This is a genomic window from Pseudomonas sp. TE4620 (assembly GCF_056279045.1).
In genome coordinates this window covers 4,794,478-4,814,124 of record NZ_JBWBQO010000001.1, presented here as the reverse complement: position 1 = coordinate 4,814,124, position 19,647 = coordinate 4,794,478, and the positions used below count along the sequence as shown (strand labels likewise).

General features: G+C 64.1%; 17 protein-coding genes and 1 pseudogene. 4 read left to right on the top strand and 14 right to left on the bottom strand.

Features of this window, described 5'->3' with window-relative positions:
- Positions 1-2: 2 nt before the first annotated feature.
- The 6 genes from ACZ9A3_RS22380 to ACZ9A3_RS22355 form a co-directional block, all read right to left on the bottom strand.
- The gene (locus ACZ9A3_RS22380; RefSeq protein ID WP_026001197.1) at positions 3-659 is read right to left on the bottom strand and encodes a response regulator; all 657 of its coding nucleotides are present in this window, start codon (positions 657-659) and stop codon (positions 3-5) included.
- A 121-nt stretch (positions 660-780) separates the two neighbouring features.
- The gene (locus ACZ9A3_RS22375; protein WP_401290645.1) at positions 781-1,593 is read right to left on the bottom strand and encodes a CheR family methyltransferase; all 813 of its coding nucleotides are present in this window, start codon (positions 1,591-1,593) and stop codon (positions 781-783) included.
- A 287-nt stretch (positions 1,594-1,880) separates the two neighbouring features.
- On the bottom strand, positions 1,881-2,360 hold the full coding sequence (locus tag ACZ9A3_RS22370) for a glycine zipper domain-containing protein (protein WP_176794206.1): 480 nt from the start codon (positions 2,358-2,360) through the stop codon (positions 1,881-1,883).
- A 210-nt stretch (positions 2,361-2,570) separates the two neighbouring features.
- On the bottom strand, positions 2,571-4,907 hold the full coding sequence (locus tag ACZ9A3_RS22365; RefSeq protein WP_476253132.1) for an FdhF/YdeP family oxidoreductase: 2,337 nt from the start codon (positions 4,905-4,907) through the stop codon (positions 2,571-2,573).
- Positions 4,904-5,743 carry a formate dehydrogenase accessory sulfurtransferase FdhD gene (gene fdhD / locus ACZ9A3_RS22360; protein WP_045201171.1) on the bottom strand — a complete coding sequence of 280 codons (840 nt, stop codon included), beginning with the start codon at positions 5,741-5,743 and terminating at the stop codon, positions 4,904-4,906. Before fdhD ends, ACZ9A3_RS22365 begins: the two co-directional genes overlap by 4 nt.
- Positions 5,744-5,838: 95 nt before the next feature.
- A complete protein-coding gene (locus ACZ9A3_RS22355) occupies positions 5,839-6,726 on the bottom strand; it encodes a LysR family transcriptional regulator (RefSeq protein ID WP_045201172.1) in 888 nt (295 codons plus the stop codon).
- Between the two features lie 84 nt (positions 6,727-6,810).
- Between ACZ9A3_RS22355 and lysM the strand changes: the two genes are divergently transcribed.
- On the top strand, positions 6,811-7,251 hold the full coding sequence (gene lysM, locus ACZ9A3_RS22350; RefSeq protein WP_093378408.1) for a peptidoglycan-binding protein LysM: 441 nt from the start codon (positions 6,811-6,813) through the stop codon (positions 7,249-7,251).
- Here the strand turns inward: lysM and yrfG are convergent, their stop codons facing one another.
- The gene (yrfG, locus tag ACZ9A3_RS22345; RefSeq protein WP_195885258.1) at positions 7,252-7,914 is read right to left on the bottom strand and encodes a GMP/IMP nucleotidase; all 663 of its coding nucleotides are present in this window, start codon (positions 7,912-7,914) and stop codon (positions 7,252-7,254) included.
- 79 nt (positions 7,915-7,993) lie between these two features.
- On the opposite strand from yrfG, the gene nudE reads away from it, so the two are divergent.
- Together nudE and cysQ are read left to right on the top strand one after the other, a co-directional pair.
- Positions 7,994-8,560 (top strand): ADP compounds hydrolase NudE, encoded by a 567-nt coding sequence (gene nudE, locus ACZ9A3_RS22340; RefSeq protein WP_038998207.1) that lies wholly within the window; start codon positions 7,994-7,996, stop codon positions 8,558-8,560.
- Complete coding sequence (gene cysQ, locus ACZ9A3_RS22335) at positions 8,557-9,384, top strand: 3'(2'),5'-bisphosphate nucleotidase CysQ (RefSeq protein WP_093378418.1); 828 nt, start codon at positions 8,557-8,559, stop codon at positions 9,382-9,384. The genes nudE and cysQ overlap by 4 nt, the downstream gene beginning before the upstream one ends.
- On the opposite strand, the gene ACZ9A3_RS22330 is transcribed toward cysQ, so the two are convergent.
- The 7 genes and pseudogenes from ACZ9A3_RS22330 to rfbB form a co-directional block, all read right to left on the bottom strand.
- The gene (locus ACZ9A3_RS22330; protein ID WP_045201176.1) at positions 9,373-9,828 is read right to left on the bottom strand and encodes a YiiD C-terminal domain-containing protein; all 456 of its coding nucleotides are present in this window, start codon (positions 9,826-9,828) and stop codon (positions 9,373-9,375) included. The two genes, cysQ and ACZ9A3_RS22330, sit on opposite strands and share 12 nt — an antisense overlap.
- Positions 9,825-11,264: pseudogene (locus ACZ9A3_RS22325) on the bottom strand (sigma-54-dependent transcriptional regulator). The gene ACZ9A3_RS22330 and the pseudogene ACZ9A3_RS22325 overlap by 4 nt, the downstream one beginning before the upstream one ends.
- Positions 11,261-13,075 carry a sensor histidine kinase gene (locus ACZ9A3_RS22320; RefSeq protein WP_045201178.1) on the bottom strand — a complete coding sequence of 605 codons (1,815 nt, stop codon included), beginning with the start codon at positions 13,073-13,075 and terminating at the stop codon, positions 11,261-11,263. The pseudogene ACZ9A3_RS22325 and the gene ACZ9A3_RS22320 overlap by 4 nt, the downstream one beginning before the upstream one ends.
- A gap of 35 nt (positions 13,076-13,110) precedes the next feature.
- The gene (gene rfbD, locus ACZ9A3_RS22315) at positions 13,111-13,986 is read right to left on the bottom strand and encodes a dTDP-4-dehydrorhamnose reductase (protein ID WP_476253131.1); all 876 of its coding nucleotides are present in this window, start codon (positions 13,984-13,986) and stop codon (positions 13,111-13,113) included.
- Positions 13,983-14,528 (bottom strand): dTDP-4-dehydrorhamnose 3,5-epimerase, encoded by a 546-nt coding sequence (rfbC, locus tag ACZ9A3_RS22310; RefSeq protein WP_045201180.1) that lies wholly within the window; start codon positions 14,526-14,528, stop codon positions 13,983-13,985. Before rfbC ends, rfbD begins: the two co-directional genes overlap by 4 nt.
- Positions 14,528-15,400 (bottom strand): glucose-1-phosphate thymidylyltransferase RfbA, encoded by an 873-nt coding sequence (rfbA, locus tag ACZ9A3_RS22305; protein WP_093378435.1) that lies wholly within the window; start codon positions 15,398-15,400, stop codon positions 14,528-14,530. The genes rfbC and rfbA overlap by 1 nt, the downstream gene beginning before the upstream one ends.
- Positions 15,397-16,479, bottom strand: coding sequence for a dTDP-glucose 4,6-dehydratase (gene rfbB / locus ACZ9A3_RS22300; RefSeq protein ID WP_045201182.1), 1,083 nt, complete (start codon positions 16,477-16,479; stop codon positions 15,397-15,399). Before rfbB ends, rfbA begins: the two co-directional genes overlap by 4 nt.
- 214 nt (positions 16,480-16,693) lie before the next feature.
- Between rfbB and ACZ9A3_RS22295 the strand changes: the two genes are divergently transcribed.
- The gene (locus ACZ9A3_RS22295) at positions 16,694-19,603 is read left to right on the top strand and encodes an aminotransferase (RefSeq protein WP_476253130.1); all 2,910 of its coding nucleotides are present in this window, start codon (positions 16,694-16,696) and stop codon (positions 19,601-19,603) included.
- Positions 19,604-19,647 lie beyond the last annotated feature (44 nt).

Sequence of the window (19,647 nt, the reverse complement as noted above, 5' to 3'; positions counted from 1 at the left end):
GCTCAATCGTTGAGGCGGATGATGCCTTCGCGTACGGCAAACAGCACCAGGCCGGGTACATCGTGAATCTGCAGGCGATGCATGATCTGCGAGCGGTGCGCCTCGATAGTCTTCACGCTCAGGCCGAGGCCGTCGGCAATCGAGCGGGTCGACTCGCCGCGGGCAATCAAGCGCAGGATTTCCAGCTGGCGCGCAGTCAACTGCATCGTGGTGCTGCCGCTGGGACGCTTGCGGCTGTGCTTCACCGCCTGGCCAATGACCATCGGCAGCACCGCTGACGACAGGTACTGGCCGCCGTTTTTCAGCGCCTGCAGGGCTTGCTCCAGCTCCAGTACGGTGGCGCTCTTGAGCAGAAACCCGTGAGCACCCAGCTGCAGGCAACGCATGACGAAGTCCAGCTCCGAGCGCGACGAGAGCATCAATACATGGCTTGAGGGCACGCGCAAAAACAGCTCACGCAGGATCTGCTCGCTGTCGAGGGTGTCGGCGGTCATGTCCAGCAGGATGATGTCGGGCTTGAGCTTCTCGGCCAGGGCGACAGCGGTCATGCCGTCGCCTGCGTCACCGACTACGGCGTATTGTTTTTTTTGTTCGAGCAGCGCTCGCAGGCCCGCTCGAAAGAGCGGCGAGTCATCGGCAAGTAGTATTCGGCAAAGCATGGGTTCGAGCCTGTTTCGCAAAAGAAGAGGGGCGGCAGGTTTGCTCGGTCCGGATGAGCGCTGCCGCGCGGTGGCGCGATCAGTATCGGGGGCCTGCCGCAGGTCCCGACAGCGCCGGCCATCATAGGCGTTCGAACACCGAGGGCAGGATCGGCCGCAAGGGCAGGTCGAGGCCGTGGATGCTCTCGCTATGCCCGATCAGCAGCAGGCCACCCGGGCGCAGGCAGGCCAGCAGGCGATGAACCACGCGCTGCTTCTCATCCTGACTGAAATAGGTCAGCAAATTGCGCAGAAAAATCACATCGAACAGGCCCAGGTCGGTGGGCAGCGACTGGATCAGGTTGATCGGGCGAAACCGCAGGCGCTCGCGCAGGGACGCCACCATGCGCATGCGCCCGGCCATTTCGCCGACGCCGCACAAGCAGTAGCGTTGCAGCCAGCCTTCGGGAAAGTAACGGGCCTGGGCGACGTCATAGATGCCTTCGCCTGCCTGCTCGAGCAGGTTGCGGCTGACGTCGCTGGCCAGCACGCTCCAGTCGTCGTTCACGGCGTGTTCGTTGGCGACCATGGCCAGGCTGTAGGCTTCTTCGCCAGAGGCGCAGGCAGCGCTCCAGAGCCTTAACGGGCGGGGCATGTCGCGCAGCCACTGGGCGAGGAATTCGAAATGGCGATGTTCGCGGAAGAAGTAGCTGTCGCGGGCAACCAGCAGGTCGAGCACCCGCTGTTGTTCCTGCTGCTGATCAGGCTGTTCGACCAGATGCAGGTACTGTTCGAAGGAGGCCAGTTGCAGGTGCCGCAGGCGCTTTCCCAGGCGCGCTGCCACGGCGGCGCGGCGGTCGGCGGCGAGGAACACGCCGGTGCGCTGGCTGACCAGGGTGCGAAAGCGCAGGAACTGGGCTTCGCTCAGTAACGGAGGGCGGCTGCCGGCAGGCATCTCACACCCCTCGTGCACAGGGCAATCGGGCCGTCTTTGCGTGATAGCTGCGCATTCCCTGCGTCCATTGGCTGATTGGGAACGGCCGATGATAGCTACTGGCTATAACCGCCAGAATCGGGGTTGCCCCTAGGTCACAGGTGGCTGGCAAGCAGAAGGGAATTCAGGGCCTGCCGGGACTGGCCGGAAGATCGGCCTGCAGGGCTTGATCGGTAACGCGCGGGGTGATGCAGCGATCCCTGCCCATGGGGGCAGGGACTAGGAGTTTGGCTTAAGCCCGAAAGGCTTCAGCGGTGACGCCAGTGCTTTTTGTGCTTGCGGTGGCCGTAGTGGTGGCCACGGTCGTAGTAACGACGGTCGTCGTAGCCGCGACGGTAGCGACGGTCATCGCGCTCGTCTTCATCGGCCTTGTTGCCCATGTAGTTACCCAGCGCGCCGCCGGCACCACCGCCTGCGGCCGCACCGATATAGCTACCGGTGGTGCCGCCCATGCTGCGGCCGACCACGTTGCCGCCGGCTGCGCCCAGGGCACCACCGATTGCGGCTTCACCGCGCTGGCGCTTGTCGGCACCGACCGCACTGCCGGCTGCGCCGCCCAGGCCCGCACCGATTGCACCGCCGGTGCTGCCGCCGATCGACTGACCGACCACCGAGCCCAGTACCCCACCCAATGCGCCGCCAATACCGGCTTCGGTGGTGCCACCTGCCGAGGCAACGCCGCTGAGCAGGCCAAGAGACAACAACAGAATCGAGGAGTACTTCATCAAGAAAGCCTCATAGGGATGACGAGGCGATCCTGAGGCTGGGGAGGGGGGCTGGCAAACGAAATCCGACGAGTAACACGAGTTGTACACAATTTTCTAAGTTACTGTTTTCACTGTGAAACTTTATCGTTTTTCGCGTGTCTGAGCTTACTTGGAACGCGGCCCTGACAGTGATGTCAGGGCCTTTTTTGTGCCTGTTTGCCGCCGATTCTGTCAGAGGATCCGGGCGTTGTCGCTGGCAGGTTGCAACTGGATCGCGACGAACTTGGAGGTCGGCGTGTGGCTGCCATCGCCCACGCTCTCCAGCGGTACCAGCGGGTTGACCTCCGGATAGTAGGCCGCCGCCTGGCCGGCCGGAATATCGAAGGCCAGCAGGGTGAAGCCCTTGACCCGCCGCTCGCGACCATCGCTCCACAACGAGACGATATCGGCCTTGTCCCCGGGGTGGAAGCCCAGGCGGACGATGTCGGCCTCATTGGCGAACAGCACGTTGCGCTGGCCCTTGACCCCACGGTAGCGGTCATCCAGGCCATAGATGGTGGTGTTGTACTGATCGTGCGAGCGCATCGACTGCATGATCAGGTCCGGCATCTGGCCGCTGGCGCGCACACGCTCGTGCAGCAGGTCGTCCGGCAGGGCGTTGGCCTTGAAGTTGGCCCGGCCGCTGGCGGTCTTCCATTGCCGCTGGCCGGCGCTGTTACCCAGGTAGAAGCCGCCCGGGTTTTGCAGGCGCTGGTTGAAGTTGTCAAAGCCGGGGATGGTCTGGTCGATCAGGTCGCGGATGCGCCCGTAATCGGCGATCAGCCAGTTCCAGTCCACAGGCTTGGCACCGAGGGTGGCGTTGGCAATCCCGGCGATCACTGCAGGCTCTGAGCGCATTTGCCGCGACAGTGGCTGCAACTGGCCATTGGAGGCGTGGACCATGCTGAACGAGTCTTCCACCGTTACTGCCTGAGGGCCTTGGCCCTGCAGGTCGATATCGGTCCGGCCCAGGCACGGCAGAATCAGCGCCTGCTTGCCATGCAGCAGGTGGCTGCGGTTGAGCTTGGTGCTGATCTGCACGGTCAGCGCGCAGTTGCGCAGGGCCTGGGCGGTGCGTACGGTGTCCGGGGTGGCTTGGGCGAAGTTGCCGCCCAGGGCAATAAACACCTTGGCCTGGCCGTCGGCCATGGCGCGGATCGCCTCGACGGTGTTGTGGCCATTGTGGCGCGGTACCTTGAAGCCGAAGCGGCGCTCCAGGGCGTCGAGCAGGGCCACCGGCGGCCGTTCGTTGATGCCCATGGTGCGGTCGCCCTGCACGTTGCTGTGGCCACGCACCGGGCACAGGCCGGCACCGGGAACGCCGAGGTTACCGCGCAGCAGCATCAGGTTGGCGATTTCCTGGATGGTCGCCACCGAATGGCGATGCTGGGTGATGCCCATGGCCCAGCACATGATGACCTTCTTGGCCTTGCAGTACATGCGCGCGGCTTGCTTGATCTCGGCCAGGGTCAGGCCCGACTGCGCGGTGATCTGCTCCCAGGAGGTGGCGTCGACCGCGGCCAGGTAGCCCAGTACGTCCTGGGTGTGCTGGTTGAGAAAGTCGTGATCGAAAATTGCCGGGGCACCGCTGGCCTGGGCTTCACGCTCCCACTGCAATAGGAACTTGGCCATGCCGCGCAGCACCGCCATGTCGCCGCCCAGGGCTGGGCGGAAGTAGGCGGTGTTGGTCGGGCGGTCGCCGTTGGTGAGCATCTCCAGCGGGTGCTGCGGGTGCTGGAAACGTTCCAGGCCGCGTTCTTTCAGCGGGTTGACGCAGACCACCTGGGCGCCGCGCTTGACCGCTTCGCGCAGCGGTTCGAGCATGCGCGGATGGTTGGTGCCGGGGTTCTGGCCCCAGACGAAGATCGCGTCGGCATGTTCGAAATCGTCGAAAGTCACCGTGCCTTTACCGACCCCGACACTCTGCCCAAGCGCCACGCCGCTGGCCTCGTGGCACATGTTCGAGCAGTCGGGGAAGTTGTTGGTGCCGTAGGCGCGCACAAACAGTTGGTACAGGTAGGCCGCCTCGTTGCTGGCCCGGCCAGAGGTATAGAACTCGGCCTGGTCCGGGCTTTCGAGCTGTTGCAGGTGTTCGGCGATCAGGGCGAAGGCGCCATCCCAGTCGATTGGTTGGTAGCGGTCGGTGCTGGCGTCGTAGACCATCGGTTCGGTCAGCCGGCCCTGGTATTCGAGCCAGTAGTCGCTCTGGGCCAGCAGCGAAGTGACGCTGTGGCGGGCGAAGAACGCGGCATCGACGCGGCGCTTGGTCGCTTCCCAGTTCACCGCCTTGGCGCCGTTTTCGCAGAACTTGACCATGCCGCTTTCCGGCGAGTCGCCCCAGGCGCAGCCAGGGCAGTCGAAGCCGCCGTTCTGGTTGGTCTTGAGCAGCGCGCGGATGTTCTTCAGGGCATTGTCGCTGCCGATCCAGGCCTGGGCCACGCTGCGCAGCGCGCCCCAGCCGCCAGCGGCGCCGTGGTAGGGTTTGTAGCGGGGCACAGGCTTGTGGTCGGCTTGGTGATGCAGGCTCACGTTCGGTTCTCCCGCACGGGGCTGAACACCCGTGGTGCGCTGTGTTTGGGCAGGTGAATAAGGTTGAGGTTGTGCCGCCGTGCCCACTGCAGGGCCAGGCCGGTAGGCGAGGACAGGCTGACCAGGGTCTGGATGCCGGCGCGCAGCACCTTCTGGATCAACTCCAGGCTGCAGCGGCTGGTGACGATCGCCAGGCCGCCGTCGAGGCTGATGTGCTGGCGCACCAGGGCACCGATCAACTTGTCGAGGGCGTTGTGCCGGCCGATGTCTTCGCGGCCCAGGAGGATCTCGCCCTGGTTGTTCATGAACAGTGCCGCATGCACCGCGCCGCAGTGCTGGCCCAGGGGCTGGAAGGCATCCATGCGCTGGCGCAGGCCGGCCAGCCATTGCGCGGGTGGCAGCGGAGCACCGGGCAGCACGGCAAGGTCGGGCAGCGCCTGCTCCACCGCCTCAACACCGCACAGGCCACAGCCACTGGTGCCGGCCAGTTGCCGGCGCTGGGTCTTGAGGTTCCAGAAGGCGCGGTTGGCAATCTCGACTTCGGCATGCACGGCAGAACCGTTGCCGGTGAACTTGACGTCGTAGATCTCGTTGGCCGAAGCGATGATGCCGCTGCCGATGCTGAAACCGACGATAAAGTCTTCAAGGTCCGTGGGGCTGACCAGCATCACGGCCTGGCTGATGCCGTTATAGGCGATCGCCAGCGCGACTTCCTCGGCCAGTGCGGTATGGGCCTGGCTGTCGTCGTCAAGGTGGCAGTAGTCGTAGGTGTTGCTGGCCGCGGGCGCAGTCACAAGCGGGGTGGACGCCGCACAGGCCGGGGGTTTAGTGCTCATCAGCAGAGGTACCGGCGGCTGTTCAGCTTTAAGCCTAGGCTTGCGCTCGGGTATCGTCTAATCGCTAATGCTGATGCTTTGATAGACGGCGTCGATCAAGCCTCGCCGCGCAGCGCTTGATATTCGCCCAGGCACACCTCGGCCAGGGCCGAGCGCGGCGCCGTGCGGCGCATGATCAGGCCCAATGGTGCCAGGGTGCAGGCCTGTTCGATCGGTTGCAGGCGCAGCCGTTCGGTGAGCACTTCCAGCCCTGCCGCCAACGGCATGATCGCGCAGCACAGGCCGCCGCTGACGGCCTGGGCCAACTGATGGACGGCATCGGTCTGCAGCAACAGCTGCGGGGTCAGGCCGCGGCTGTGGAAGTTATGGTCGATCGACTGGCGAAAATGCATGCCGGCGGTGAGCAAGCCCAGCGGCAGTTCGGTCAGCTGTTGCCAGCTTAGGGGCTGCTCGTCGAAGCGGAAATGATCTGGATCATATAAAAGCCCCATGCGCGTCTCGCCCAGCGGCAGCGCCTGGAAGCGTTCGTGGTCGAGCCGGTCGAGGTATGACACGCCCAGGTCCAGCTGGTTGCTGGTCAGCTGTTCGAGGATCTGCTCGGAGCTCAGGGCGCTGAGTTCGAAGCGCAGTTCCGGGTGCTGCTGGTGCATGCGCCGTAACAATGGCAAGGGGTCGAAGCTCGACAACGGCACCACGCCCAGGCGCAGGGTACCGACCAGGTGGCCACGGCAGGCGGCCGCTTCGGCGTTCAGGCCATCGTAGGCGGCGATCACCGAGCGCGCCCAGGCCAGCACCCGCTCGCCCTGGGCGGTGAAACCCTCGAAGCGCTGGCCACGGTTGACCAGGGCCAGGTCCAGCTCTTGCTCCAGGTTGCGCAAGCGCATCGACAGGGTTGGCTGGGTCACGTGGCAGCGGGCGGCGGCCTGGCCGAAGTGGCGGGTTTCATCCAGGGCGATGAGGAATTTGAGTTGTTTGATGTCCATCGTCGCTCCACGGCGCAAAGCAGGCGAAGCATTCTAACCTGTCCTAGACTCCAGGCTCCGAGATTCATCACCAAGGAGAGCGGTATGAGCATTTTCAGTTTCGTCAAAGAAGCAGGCGAGAAACTTATCGACCTGTTGACCCCGGGTAATGCCAATGCCAGCGAGCAGTTGAAGGAGCATGTCTCCAAGGTAGGCTTGGGCAATCCGAACATTCAGACAACTGTCGAGGGCAGCAAGGTGACGGTCACCGGCGAGGTGGCGACCCAGGAAGAGAAGGAAAAAATCCTCCTGGCCCTGGGCAACATTGCAGGTGTGGAGTCGGTGGATGACCAGATCACCGTTACCGGCCCGGTTGTTGCGGCGGCCCGCTTCGTCGTGGTCAAGAAAGGCGACACCCTGAGCGCCATTTCCCTGGCCGTGTACGGCAATGCCAACCAGTACAACAAGATTTTTGAAGCCAACAAGCCGCTGCTCAGCCACCCGGACAAGATCTACCCGGGCCAGACCCTGCGCATCCCCGAGTAATCACAACCCTTCGAGCAACGCCCGGTAGTCTTCCACCGCGGCGAACTCTTCGGTATCCCGCGGCCCTTTGCGGCTATCGGGCTGGCGCACCGCAAGCAGGTGCGCCACGCCGAAGTCGCGGGCGCTGCGCAGGATCGACAAGGTGTCATCGATAAACAGGCTGCGTTGCGGGCTGAAGCCGATATCGGCCTGCAGGGCGCTCCAGAACTGCGGGTTCTCCTTGGGGTAGCCGTAGTCATGGGAGCTGATCAGGCGCTCGAAGTAAGGCGCCAGCTCCACCCGCTCCAGTTTCAGCGACAGCGAATCGCGATGGGCGTTGGTGATCAAGATCACCCGCTTGCCGGCCTGTTTGATCGCCTGCAAAAAGGTGTCGGCATCCGGGCGCAGGGCGATCAGGTGGGCGGTCTCAAGCTTCAGCTCGCGCACCGGGAGGTTCAGCTCGCGGCTCCAGAAGTCCAGGCAGTACCAGTTCAGCGAGCCGGCGTGCTGCTCGAACAGCGGCTGCAGCTCGAGCTCGGCCATGGCCCGGCTGATGCCGTGCAGTTCGGCGTAGCGCTGGGGCAGCTGCTCGAGCCAGAAATGGTTGTCGAAGTGCAGGTCGAGCAGGGTGCCGTCCATGTCCAGCAGGACGGTATCGATGGTGGACCAGGCTAAAACGGGCATATGAAATTCTCGAACAGTCATTAGGCAGCGGCCGGGCAAGCCACGGTATAGTAACCCGTTCACGCCAAGGAGCCGCCCCATGCGCCAGAAACCCACCGTCCTCTCTCGCGAGATTGTCGCCAGCAGTCGCCTGTTTCGCGTCGAAGCCGTGCAATTGCGCTTTGCCAACGGCGCCGAGCGCACCTATGAGCGCCTGGTCGGGCGCGGCAACGGTTATGGCGCGGTGATGATCGTGGCGATGCTCGACGCCGAGCACGCGGTGCTGGTGGAGGAATACTGCGGCGGTACCGACGAGTACGAGCTGTCGTTGCCCAAGGGCCTGATCGAGCCGGGCGAAGACGTGCTGGCGGCGGCCGACCGAGAGCTCAAGGAAGAAGCAGGTTTCGGTGCCCGGCAACTGGAGCACCTGACCGAGCTTTCGCTGTCACCGGGTTACATGAGCCAGAAGATCCAGGTGGTGCTGGCCACCGACCTCTACGAGGAACGCCTGGAAGGCGATGAGCCCGAGCCGATGCGTGTCGACAAGATCAACCTGCGCGAGCTCTCGGCCCTGGCCCAGCATCCGCAGTTTTCCGAAGGCCGGGCCCTGGCGGCGCTGTACCTGGTGCGCGACTTGCTGAGCCAGCGTGGGGTGTTCCCGCTATGAACGATATTGAACTGATGCAGCACGTGGTGGAGCTGGCTCGCCAGGCGGGCAAGGCCATTTTGCCGTTCTGGCGTGCCGATGTGGCGGTGACGGCCAAAGCCGACGAATCGCCGGTCACCGCCGCCGACCTGGCTGCCCATGACGTCATTGCCGAGGGTTTGCGCGCCCTGGCGCCGCAGATCCCGGTGTTGTCGGAAGAGGACTGCGATATTCCCCTGGGCGAACGGCAAGGCTGGCAGCGCTGGTGGCTGGTCGATCCGCTGGATGGCACCAAGGAATTCATTGCCGGCACTGAAGAATTCACCGTCAACATCGCTCTCATCGAGCAAGGCCAGGTGGTGTTTGGCGTGGTGGCGATTCCCACCAACGGGCGTTGCTATTACGGCGGCAAGGGCTTCGGGGCCTGGCTGGCGGAAGCGGGCGGCGTGCCTAAGGCCATCAGCGTGCGCAACGCGCCGACTGCGGGTGAGCGATTTACCGTGGTTGCCAGCCGCCGGCACTCCAGCCCGCAACAGGAAGCCTTGCTGGCCGGCCTGAGCCAGTCGGTAGGGGAGCTGGAGCTGGCCAATATCGGCAGTTCGCTGAAGTTCTGCTTATTGGCTGAGGGCGTTGCCGATTGCTACCCGCGCCTGGCACCGACCTCGCAGTGGGACACCGCAGCAGCCCAGGGCGTGCTCGAAGGCGCCGGCGGCGAAGTGCTTGGCCTCGATGGCCAGGCCTTCGTCTACCCTGCGCGCGAGTCCTTGCTCAACCCGTTCTTCCTGGCCTTGCCGGCGGCCGCGCCGTGGCGCGACAAGCTGCTGCAACAAGCCCTAGCGGTGTAGCACGTACTGGCCGCTGAATAGCACGGCAGCCTCGCTGCTGCCGGCATTGCTGACCTGGGTGTGCAGGTTCAGCCGCGCCCGGCCCCGGCGCTGATAGGTGGCGATGAAACGCTCCCAGACCTTCTCCTCCGGTGCCGCGCAGGTGGCGATGGCCGCGCCGGTGACCGGCAGCGGATAACTGATCTGGCCTTCCTGGATGACGATATGCCCGTCATCGACCCCCGCTTCGCGCAACCTCAGGTGCAGCCAGCCCCAACCGACCAGCACCGCCGCGCAGTACAGGCTGCCGCCGAACATGGTGCTCTTGTGGTTGACGTTGGCCTCCAGCGGTAGCTGCAGGCGCAGGCAATGCTGCTGCCAGTCGAGCACCTGCAGGCCCATTTGCCGGGTCAGCGGGATGTCGCTGTGCAGTACCGATTCCAGGTAGTGGCTGTCCGTGCTCATGGACGGTTGTCCTCCAGGTCATCGCTGTGATGGTTGTCGCCGAAGCTCAGGCCGTGTTTACGCAGCTTGTCGTGCAGGGTCTTGCGCGGGATGCCGAGGGCCTCGGCCAGGCTGCGTAGCGAACTGTGCGAGCGCGCCAGCTCCGCGGCGATCAGCGAGCGTTCGAACTGCTCGACCTGTTCGCTGAGGTTGCCGCTGCCGATGCTGGCCACGGGACCGTTGGCCGCAGGCGGCAGGTCACCGTCCAGGGCCAGCAGGCGGCAGGTCACCGTCCAGGGCCAGTTCCAGGCCCAGGGCGAAGCGCTCGGCAGCGTTTTGCAGCTCACGGACGTTGCCCGGCCATTCATGGCGCAGCAGCAACGCCCGTTGCGCCGGTTGCAATGCCGGCACTGGCAGGCCGTGGCGCTCGCCGGCGGCGTGGGCAAAGTGCTGGAACAGCACCAGGATGTCTTCGCCGCGCTCGCGCAGCGGCGGAATGCGCAGTGGCGCGACGTTCAGGCGGTAATACAGGTCGGCGCGAAAGCGCCCCTGGTCAGCGGCCTGGCGCAGGTCTTCCTTGGTTGCGGCAATGATGCGGATATCCAGCGGGATCAACTGGTTGCCGCCCAGGCGCTCGACTACACGCTCCTGCAGCAGGCGCAGCAGCTTGACCTGGACATCCAGGCTCATGCTTTCGATTTCATCGAGGAACAACGTGCCGCCGTTGGCGAATTCGAATTTGCCGATGCGACGCTTCTGCGCGCCGGTGAAAGCCCCTGGCTCGTGGCCGAACAGCTCGCTCTCGACCACCGATTCGGCCAGGGCGCCGGCGTTGATGGCCACGAACGGGCCGTCGCGGCGGCTCGACAGGTCGTGCAGGGCGCGGGCCACCACCTCTTTGCCGGCGCCGGTTTCGCCAAGGATCAGCACATCGGCGCGGGTGCCGGCCAATGCGCCAATTTGCTCGCGCAGGCGCAGCATCGGCGCCGAGTGACCGACTAGGCGCGTGCTCAACTCCTGGCGATCGCTCAGGGCCAGGCGCAGGCTGCGGTTGTCCAGCACCAGGCGGCGCAGGGCCAGGGCGCGGCGCACACTGTCGAGCAGGGCATCGCTGGCGAAGGGTTTCTCCAGAAAGTCGTAGGCGCCGGCACGCATGGCCTGCACCGCCAGCGGCACGTCGCCGTGGCCGGTGATCAGCAATACCGGCAGTTCCGGGTCCTGGGCGTGCAGTTGCTGCAGCAACTCAAGGCCGTCGATGCCAGGCATGCGGATATCGCTGACCACCACGCCCGGCCAGTCGCGCGCTCGATGCGCCCGGCCAGGCCCTGGGCGTCGCTCAGGGGCAGGATCTTCAGCCCGGCGAGGTCGAGGGTCTGGCTCAGCGCCTGGCGCAGGTGCGGGTCGTCGTCGACCAGGATCACCTGCGTGCGGCTGTCGATGAGCGGCTCGGTCGTCATGCCGATGGGTCCTCCGAAGTGGGTAGGGTGGCGCCGGGCTTGGCGATGCGCAGTTGCAGGGTAAGCAGGGCGCCGCCTTCCGGGTGGTTGCCCAGCAGCAGCTCGCCGCCCAGCGCCCGCATCAAGGTATCGCAGATTGCCAGGCCCAGGCCAAGGCCCTGAGTGCGCGTCTTGGTGGTGAAAAACGGCTCGCGGGCGCGGGCCAGGGCCTGGCTGCTGAAGCCCGGACCGTTGTCGCGTATGTACAGGTAGACGTTGCCATCGCGCTGTTCGGCACTGAGCCAGAGTTTGCGCGGGTTGGCTTTTTCGGTCAGCGCGTCGAGGGCGTTGGCCAGCAGGTTGCCGAGCACCTGGCGCAAGCGGGTTTCGCCGGCCTGGACCCACAGGGTTGCCTCTGGCAGGTCGCGCACCAGTTCCACGGCCATTGCCCGCCGACGCTTGGCCAGCAGCGCCAGTGCGTCGTCCAGCGCCGGCTGCAGGGCCACGCTTTCCGGGGCGTGGCGGTCGCGGCGGGCGAAGGCGCGCAGATGGGCGATGATCGAGGCCATGCGCCCGGTCAGTTCGCTGATCAGCTTAAGGTTGCTGCGGGCATCGTCGGTACGCTGGTGATCGAGGAGGATCTCGGCGTTCTCGGCATAGCTGCGGATCGCCGCCAGCGGCTGGTTGAGTTCGTGGCTGATGCTTGCCGACATGGTGCCCAGTACCGACAACTTGCCGGCCTGCACCAGCTCGTCCTGGGCGCGCACCAGTTCTTGCTGGGCCTGTTCGCGCTCCAGCACTTCTTCCTTGAGGCGGCTGTTGAGGCCTTCGAGGTCGGCGGTGCGCTCGATCACGCGCTTTTCCAGCTCCTGGCGGCCGTGGGCTTCAAAGTCGATGCGGTCCATGTAGTGGCGGCGCCGCTGCATGATCAGGCCGAGCAGCAGCATTAGCACCAGCAAGGTGGCGCCGCCGATGGCCACCACCGTGCGTACCGAGCGGTCGATCAGCGTGCGCGGGGCGAGGATGCTGACCTGCCAGCCGGTCTCGTCGATGGCCTGGGTCTGGGTCAGCCAGGCCTTGGGGTCGAGGGTCAGCGGCTTGGGTGACTGGGTCGGGTAGGGCTGGATGGCAACGATGGCTTCGCGCTCGGCGTCGCTCAATGGCCGGGTGGCACGGAAGCGCCAGTCGGGGCGCGAGGTCAGGATCACCACGCCATTGTGGTCGGTCAGCAGCAGCTGCTCCGGGGTCTTGCCCCAGAGGGTTTCGGTATGGTCCAGATCGACCTTGACCACCAGCGCGCCGATCACCTGATCGCGGTCGCGCACCGCGGCGGCGAAGAAGTAACCACGCTTGGCCGAGGTAGTGCCCTGGCCGAAGAAGCGCCCCAGGCGCCCGGCAATGGCTTCGCTGAAATAAGGGCGGAAGGCAAAGTTGCGGCCGATGAAACTGTCGTGCTTGTCCCAGTTGGAGGCCGCCAGGGTGTTGCCGTTGGCGTCCATCAGGTACATGACTTCGGCGCCGGTCTGGGTGGCGATGTCCTTGAGCAGGCGGTTGGCGTTGGTCAGGGTTTCCAGGCGCAGCGGGTCGGCCAGCACTGCGCGCAGGGCCGGCAGGTCGCCGAGGATCTGCGGCAGGGTTTCGTAACGGTGCAGGGTGCCGAGCAGGTTGGCCACGTAGAGGTCGAGGGTCTGGCGGTTCTGTCCGGCCAGTTCGTCCTGGTAGTAGCGCTCGGCGAGGTGCTGCAACGGCCACAGCAAGGGTGCCAGGCACACGGCAAGGATGGCCAGGCTGCGCCAGCGAGGGCGGCGGGGTACGGGTGGAGTTATGTTCATCGCAACTGCGCCAGAATGATCTGGCGCATTATGCGCTACTTCAGGCAGTCGATCAGCGCCTGCTGCCAGTGCGGCTGGCTGACGTGCCACTCGCGTTGCAGGCGGCTGCAATCGAGGCGCGAGTTCAGCGGGCGGCGAGCCGGGGTCGGATAATCGCTGGAGTCGATTGGCAACAGCTTGGCGCAGGACAGGCCCTGGGCCTTGAGTTGCTCGCCAATGGCCTGGGCAAAACCGAACCACGAGGTCTCCCCTTGCGCGGTCAGGTGATAGACACCCCAGGCACCGGCCTGGCCAGCCTGCCAGCGTTCGATCAGGGCACGGGTGCTGTGGGCGATGGTGCCCGCCCAGGTCGGCGCGCCGATCTGGTCGGCGACGATGCGCAGCTCGGGCTTTTCCTGCAACAGGCGCTGCATGGTCAGCAGGAAGTTGCGTCCGTGGCGTGAGTACACCCAGCTGGTACGCAGGATCAGATGCTGGCCACCTACCGCGGCAATCGCCTGTTCGCCGGCCAGCTTGCTGTGGCCGTAGACGCCGAGCGGGTTGGGCTCGTCGCCCTCCGTGTAAGGGGTGGCCTTGCTGCCATCGAACACGTAGTCGGTGGAGTAGTGGATCAGCGGAATGCCAAGCTTCGCGGCTTCCTCGGCAAAAATGCCAGGGGCCTGGGCGTTGATCGCAAAGGCCAGATCCGGCTCGTTTTCGGCCTGATCCACCGCAGTGTGGGCCGCGGCGTTGATGATCAGGTCGGGCTTGAGCTGCTGCACCTGGCCACGGATGGCTTCGGGGTACGCCAGGTCGAGCTGGTCACTGCCCAGGACCTGCAACTGCGCCAGGTCGCCCAGTTGCTGTTGCAGCGCCTGGGAAACCTGGCCGTTGCGGCCGGCGATAAGGATGCGCGGTTGGCTGTGCTTCACGGGAACAGGTCTGCCTCATGCAGGAACTTGCCGACCTGGTCCTTGGCTGAAAGCACCGGTGCGCTTTCAAGTTCCCAGTCGATCGCCAGGTCCGGGTCATCCCAGCGGATGCAGCGCTCGGCAGACGGCACATAGTAGTCAGTGGTCTTGTAGAGAAACTCGGCGAAGTCGCTCAGCACCAGAAAACCATGGGCAAAGCCCTTGGGAATCCACAACTGGCGATTGTTCTGGGCCGAAAGCCTGACACTGACCCAACGGCCAAAGGTCGGTGAGTGGCGGCGGATATCGACGGCCACATCCAGCACTTCGCCTGCAGTTACCCGCACAAGCTTGTCCTGGGTATGTTCAACCTGGTAATGCAAACCGCGCAGCACATTTTTTTGTGAGCCGGAATGATTGTCCTGAACAAAGTGGGCATCGATGCCTGTTGCTTCCTGGAACGAGCGCTCATTGAAGCTCTCGAAGAAAAAGCCTCGTTCATCACCGAAGACCTTCGGCTCGATCACAAGAACATCAGGCAGCGCGCTGGCTGTTACTTTCATTAACGTTTCCCTACGAGACCGAACAGGTACTGACCGTAGCCGGTCTTGCCGAACATCTTGCCTCGCTCCAGCAGATGCGCTTCATCGATCCAGCCCTGCTGGTACGCGATTTCTTCAAGGCAGGCGACCTTGAGGCCCTGACGGTGTTCGATGGTCTGCACGTATTGCGATGCTTCCAGGAGACTGTCGTGGGTGCCGGTGTCCAGCCAGGCGAAACCGCGCCCGAGCAACTGGACATTGAGGTCGCCGCGCTTGAGATAGGCGTTGTTGATGTCGGTGATTTCCAGCTCGCCGCGTGGCGAAGGTTTGACCGCCTTGGCGATCTCGACCACGTCGTTATCGTAGAAATACAGGCCTGTCACTGCGTAACTGGACTTGGGTTGTGCCGGTTTCTCTTCGATGGAAAGGGCGCGGCCTTCATCGTCGAATTCGACGACGCCGAAACGCTCCGGGTCCTTGACCCAGTAGCCGAACACGGTGGCACCGGCACCCTGCTGGGCTGCCTTGCGCAACTGCGGAGTGAAGCCCTGACCGTGGAAAATGTTGTCGCCCAGGATCAGGCACACCGAATCATCACCAATGAATTCTTCGCCGATCAGGAAGGCCTGCGCCAGGCCGTCCGGAGAGGGCTGCTCGGCATAGCTCATTTCGATACCGAACTGGCTGCCATCACCCAGCAGTTGCTTGTAGTGCGGAAGATCCTGCGGGGTGGAGATCAGCAGGATTTCGCGAATACCGGCCAGCATCAGTACCGAGATCGGGTAGTAGATCATCGGTTTGTCGTAGATCGGCAGCAGTTGCTTGGAAACACCCAGGGTGATGGGGTGCAGGCGGGTGCCGGAGCCGCCCGCCAGGACGATACCTTTGGTCATGCAATCAGATCCTTGAATTCGCTGGCGCCCAGGCGCTGGCCTTGATAACTGCCGTCTTGTACCCGCTGGCACCATTGCAGGTTGTCCAGGTACCACTGTACGGTCTTGCGCAGGCCGGTCTCGAAGGTTTCTTCGGGAACCCAGCCCAGTTCACGCTCGATCTTGCTGGCATCGATCGCGTAGCGCTGGTCGTGGCCCGGGCGATCCTGAACGTAGGTGATCAGGTCGGCGTAGTTGGCAATGCCAGCCGGACGTTGTGGCGCCAGCTCTTCGAGCAGGGCACAGATGCCGCGTACGACGTCGATGTTCTTCTGCTCGTTGTGGCCGCCAATGTTGTAGGTCTCGCCAACTTCGCCTTCGGTTACCACCTTGAGCAGGGCGCGGGCATGGTCTTCGACGAACAGCCAGTCACGCACCTGCAGGCCGTTGCCATACACAGGCAACGGCTTGCCTGCCAGGGCATTGAGGATCACCAGCGGAATGAGTTTTTCCGGGAAGTGGAATGGGCCGTAGTTGTTCGAGCAGTTGGTGATCAGTACCGGCAGGCCATAGGTGCGCTGCCAGGCGCGGACCAGGTGGTCGGACGCAGCCTTGCTGGCGGAGTAGGGCGAGCTTGGTGCGTAAGGCGTGGTTTCGGTGAACAGGTCATCGACGCCATGCAGGTCGCCATACACTTCGTCGGTGGAAATGTGATGGAAACGGAACGCCGTGCGCTCATCGGCCGGCAGGCTCAGCCAGTAGGCGCGGGTGGCCTCGAGCAGGCTGTAGGTGCCGACGATATTGGTCTGGATGAAGTCCGAAGGGCCGTCAATCGAGCGGTCGACATGCGACTCTGCCGCCAGGTGCATGATCGCATGTGGCTTGAAGCGCTCAAGCACAGCGCTAACGGTGGCCTGATCGACGATATCCGCCTGGACGAACTCATAGCGGGTGTCGGTCGCGATACTGGTCAGCGATTCCAGATTGCCTGCATAGGTCAGTTTGTCGAGGTTGAGCACTTCGTGCTCGGTATTGGTGATCAGGTGACGCACCAGCGCCGAGCCGATAAAGCCGGCCCCGCCGGTGATAAGAATTCGCATGTCGGACTGCCTTTCTTCCGTAACTGACATTGAACTTAGGGTGCACAGCTTGTGGCCGGGTGCAGGCAGGCGCAAGCAAAAAGCGCCGAACAGTCCTTCTTACCCGGGCTGCTCGATAAAACTGAGCAAATGTTGCGCAATTTTAGCCGTTATTCTTGCCAACCGGCACAAGCAGTGGCGATATAGGCAACAAAAAAATGAGGTCCCCCTGCCCATGTCGCTCAGTACCCTGATCCATCGCTCCAGCCAGCCATGCCCTGAAGTCAGTGAACAGCAGGCCGCAACCCTGTTGCAGGAACACTTTGGCCTGAGCGGCTCATTGCAGGCATTGGGCAGCCAGCAAGACCTGAATTTTCTTATCGATTCGGACCATGGGCGCTACGTGCTGAAGGTTTGCCATGGCGCCTATGCCGAGCAGGAACTGCAAGCCCAGCATGCCGCCCTCGGCTTCCTGCGCGATCAGGGGCTGCCAGTGCCTGCGGTGCAGGCTGCCCGATCCGGTGAGCAACTGCTGACGGTGACTGTCGACGGCCAACCGCTACGCGTGCGCTTGCTCGACTATATAGAAGGCCAGTCACTGACCCGCATCAAGCACATGGAGCCGCGCCTGGTAGCTGAGCTCGGCCGCCTGTGCGCGCGGGTCGACCAGGCTCTGGCCAGTTTCACCCACCCGGGCCTTGAGCGCACATTGCAGTGGGATCCGCGCCATGCCCAGGCGTTGATCAATCACCTGTTGCCGATACTGGATAACAACCCGCAGCAAGCCAGGGTAAAAGCCGCCGCAGATCAGGCCTGGGGACATCTGCAGCCGTTGATCAACGATCTGCCATCGCAAGCCGTGCACCTGGACATTACCGATGACAACGCCGTATGGGCGCGCGATGAGCAACGCCAGTGGCAACTGCAGGGGGTCATCGATTTCGGCGACCTGATGCACACCTGGCGCATTGCCGACCTCTCGGTCACCTGCGCGGCCTTGCTGCACCACGCCGAAGGCGATCCCCTGCGCATCTTGCCGGCGATCGAGGCTTATCATGCGTTCAACCCGCTGAGCGCCGCCGAACTCAACGCCTTGTGGCCATTGGTGGTGGCCCGCGCTGCGGTGCTGGTATTGAGCAGCGAGCAACAACTGAGCGTCGACCCCGGCAACAGCTATAGCCGGGACAATCTGGCCCATGAGTGGGAAATTTTCGACGTCGCTACCAGCGTGCCTTCCGAACTGATGCAGGCGGCGATTCTGCAGGCGACCGGGCATGAGCTGCCTGCGCTGGCGCTGGAAGGCTCGGCGCCACTCCTGCCGAACCCGGTGGCTGCCCAGGTGATTGGTGTGGACCTGGGCGTGCTAAGCGAGCATTACCAGGCGGGCAACTGGCAGCAAGCCGGCATTGACCAGCGCGTGCTGGCGCAGCAGGGCAGTGCTTCAGGCGCTGCCAGCAGCCTGTATGGGCAGTACCGCCTGTCGCAGACCCACATCGACAATCCCGCGGAACCTGCGACGTTCGCCCTGCATGTCGAACTGCATCTGCCTTGCGCCACGGTGCTCCAGGCTCCTTGGGCCGGGACCTGGCACCAATATGGCGAAGGCAGTGGCTGCCTTGAGGGCAGTGAATGCAGCCTGTGGTTGCACGGGCTGGATCAGACGCCGGCCGACGGGCAGGCATTGGCCATCGGACAGTCTCTGGGCGCCACTGGCGCATTGTTGACGGTCCAGTTATGCCGGGTGGCCGGCTTGTATCCGCCAGCTTTTGTCGTGCCTTCGCGGGCCCAGGCCTGGCAGGCACTGTGCCCCTCGCCGCAAGCCATCCTCGGCTTTGCCTGCGACGCCGAACCGCTGGTCGATGCCCAGGCTTTGCTGGCTCGGCGCGATGCCAGTTTCGCCCGCTCGCAAAAACACTATTACCAGCAGCCGCCGCATATCGAGCGCGGCTGGCGCAACTACTTGTTCGACATGCAGGGGCGGGCCTACCTGGACATGCTCAACAACGTTGCGGTGCTCGGCCACGGGCACCCGCGCATGGTCGCCGAGTCGGCGCGGCAATGGTCGTTGCTCAATACCAACTCGCGTTTTCATTATGCCGCCATCGCCGAATTCTCCGAGCGCTTGCTGGCCCTGGCACCAAGCGGCATGGACCGGGTATTTCTGGTCAACAGCGGCACCGAGGCCAACGATCTGGCGATCCGCCTGGCCTGGGCCTACAGCGGTGGGCGTGACCTGCTGAGCGTACTTGAGGCCTATCACGGCTGGTCGGTGGCCACCGATGCGATTTCCACCTCCATCGCCGACAACCCCCAGGCCTTGAGCACCCGGCCGGACTGGGTTCACCCGGTGATTGCGCCCAACACCTATCGCGGCGCCTACCGTGGCGCCGAGAGCGCCGCCGACTATCTGCGCGACGTCGATGCCAAGCTCGACGCGCTGGCTGCCGAGCAGCGGCAACTGGCCGGGTTCATCTGCGAGCCGGTGTACGGCAATGCCGGCGGCATCTCGTTGCCTGCGGGTTACCTGCAGCAAGCCTATGCCAAGGTGCGGGCGGCGGGCGGGGTATGCATCGCCGACGAAGTGCAGGTCGGCTATGGCCGGCTGGGCACCTGGTTTTGGGGTTTTGAAGAGCAGGGCGTGGTGCCGGACATCATCACCATGGCCAAGGGCATGGGCAACGGCCAGCCACTGGGCGCGGTCATCACCCGCCGCGAGATTGCCGAGGCGCTGGAAGCCGAGGGCTATTTCTTCTCCTCCGCCGGCGGCAGCCCAGTCAGTTGCCGAATCGGCATGGCCGTGCTTGATGTCATGGAAGAAGAAGGGCTATGGGACAACGCCCGGGAAGTCGGCGGCTACTTCAAGTCACGGCTGCAACAATTGGTCGATAAACATCCGCTGGCGGGTGCCGTGCACGGCTCCGGCTTCTACCTGGGGCTGGAATTGGTGCGTGACCGCCAGAGCCTGGAGCCGGCCAGTGCCGAGACTACCCTGCTGTGCAACCGCCTGCGTGACCTGGGTATCTTCATGCAGCCTACGGGCGATTACCTCAACATCCTCAAGATCAAGCCGCCGATGTGCACCACCCGCGCGAGCGTGGACTTCTTCGTCGACAGCATCGACCGGGTACTGTTGGAAGACCTGTAACCCTTGAGCTAAAGCCGGTTAATCCGATTGTTATCGAATTAACC

Coding starts and splice junctions, on each gene's coding strand:
- rfbA (WP_093378435.1), bottom strand. CDS start 15,400: ATGACCAAAGGTATCGTCCTGGCGGGCGGCTCCGGCACCCGCCTGCAC.
- rfbB (WP_045201182.1), bottom strand. CDS start 16,479: ATGCGAATTCTTATCACCGGCGGGGCCGGCTTTATCGGCTCGGCGCTG.
- ACZ9A3_RS22380 (WP_026001197.1), bottom strand. CDS start 659: ATGCTTTGCCGAATACTACTTGCCGATGACTCGCCGCTCTTTCGAGCG.
- ACZ9A3_RS22295 (WP_476253130.1), top strand. CDS start 16,694: ATGTCGCTCAGTACCCTGATCCATCGCTCCAGCCAGCCATGCCCTGAA.
- nudE (WP_038998207.1), top strand. CDS start 7,994: ATGCGCCAGAAACCCACCGTCCTCTCTCGCGAGATTGTCGCCAGCAGT.
- ACZ9A3_RS22375 (WP_401290645.1), bottom strand. CDS start 1,593: ATGCCTGCCGGCAGCCGCCCTCCGTTACTGAGCGAAGCCCAGTTCCTG.
- ACZ9A3_RS22355 (WP_045201172.1), bottom strand. CDS start 6,726: ATGGACATCAAACAACTCAAATTCCTCATCGCCCTGGATGAAACCCGC.
- lysM (WP_093378408.1), top strand. CDS start 6,811: ATGAGCATTTTCAGTTTCGTCAAAGAAGCAGGCGAGAAACTTATCGAC.
- cysQ (WP_093378418.1), top strand. CDS start 8,557: ATGAACGATATTGAACTGATGCAGCACGTGGTGGAGCTGGCTCGCCAG.
- yrfG (WP_195885258.1), bottom strand. CDS start 7,914: ATGCCCGTTTTAGCCTGGTCCACCATCGATACCGTCCTGCTGGACATG.
- ACZ9A3_RS22320 (WP_045201178.1), bottom strand. CDS start 13,075: ATGAACATAACTCCACCCGTACCCCGCCGCCCTCGCTGGCGCAGCCTG.
- rfbC (WP_045201180.1), bottom strand. CDS start 14,528: ATGAAAGTAACAGCCAGCGCGCTGCCTGATGTTCTTGTGATCGAGCCG.
- fdhD (WP_045201171.1), bottom strand. CDS start 5,743: ATGAGCACTAAACCCCCGGCCTGTGCGGCGTCCACCCCGCTTGTGACT.
- ACZ9A3_RS22330 (WP_045201176.1), bottom strand. CDS start 9,828: ATGAGCACGGACAGCCACTACCTGGAATCGGTACTGCACAGCGACATC.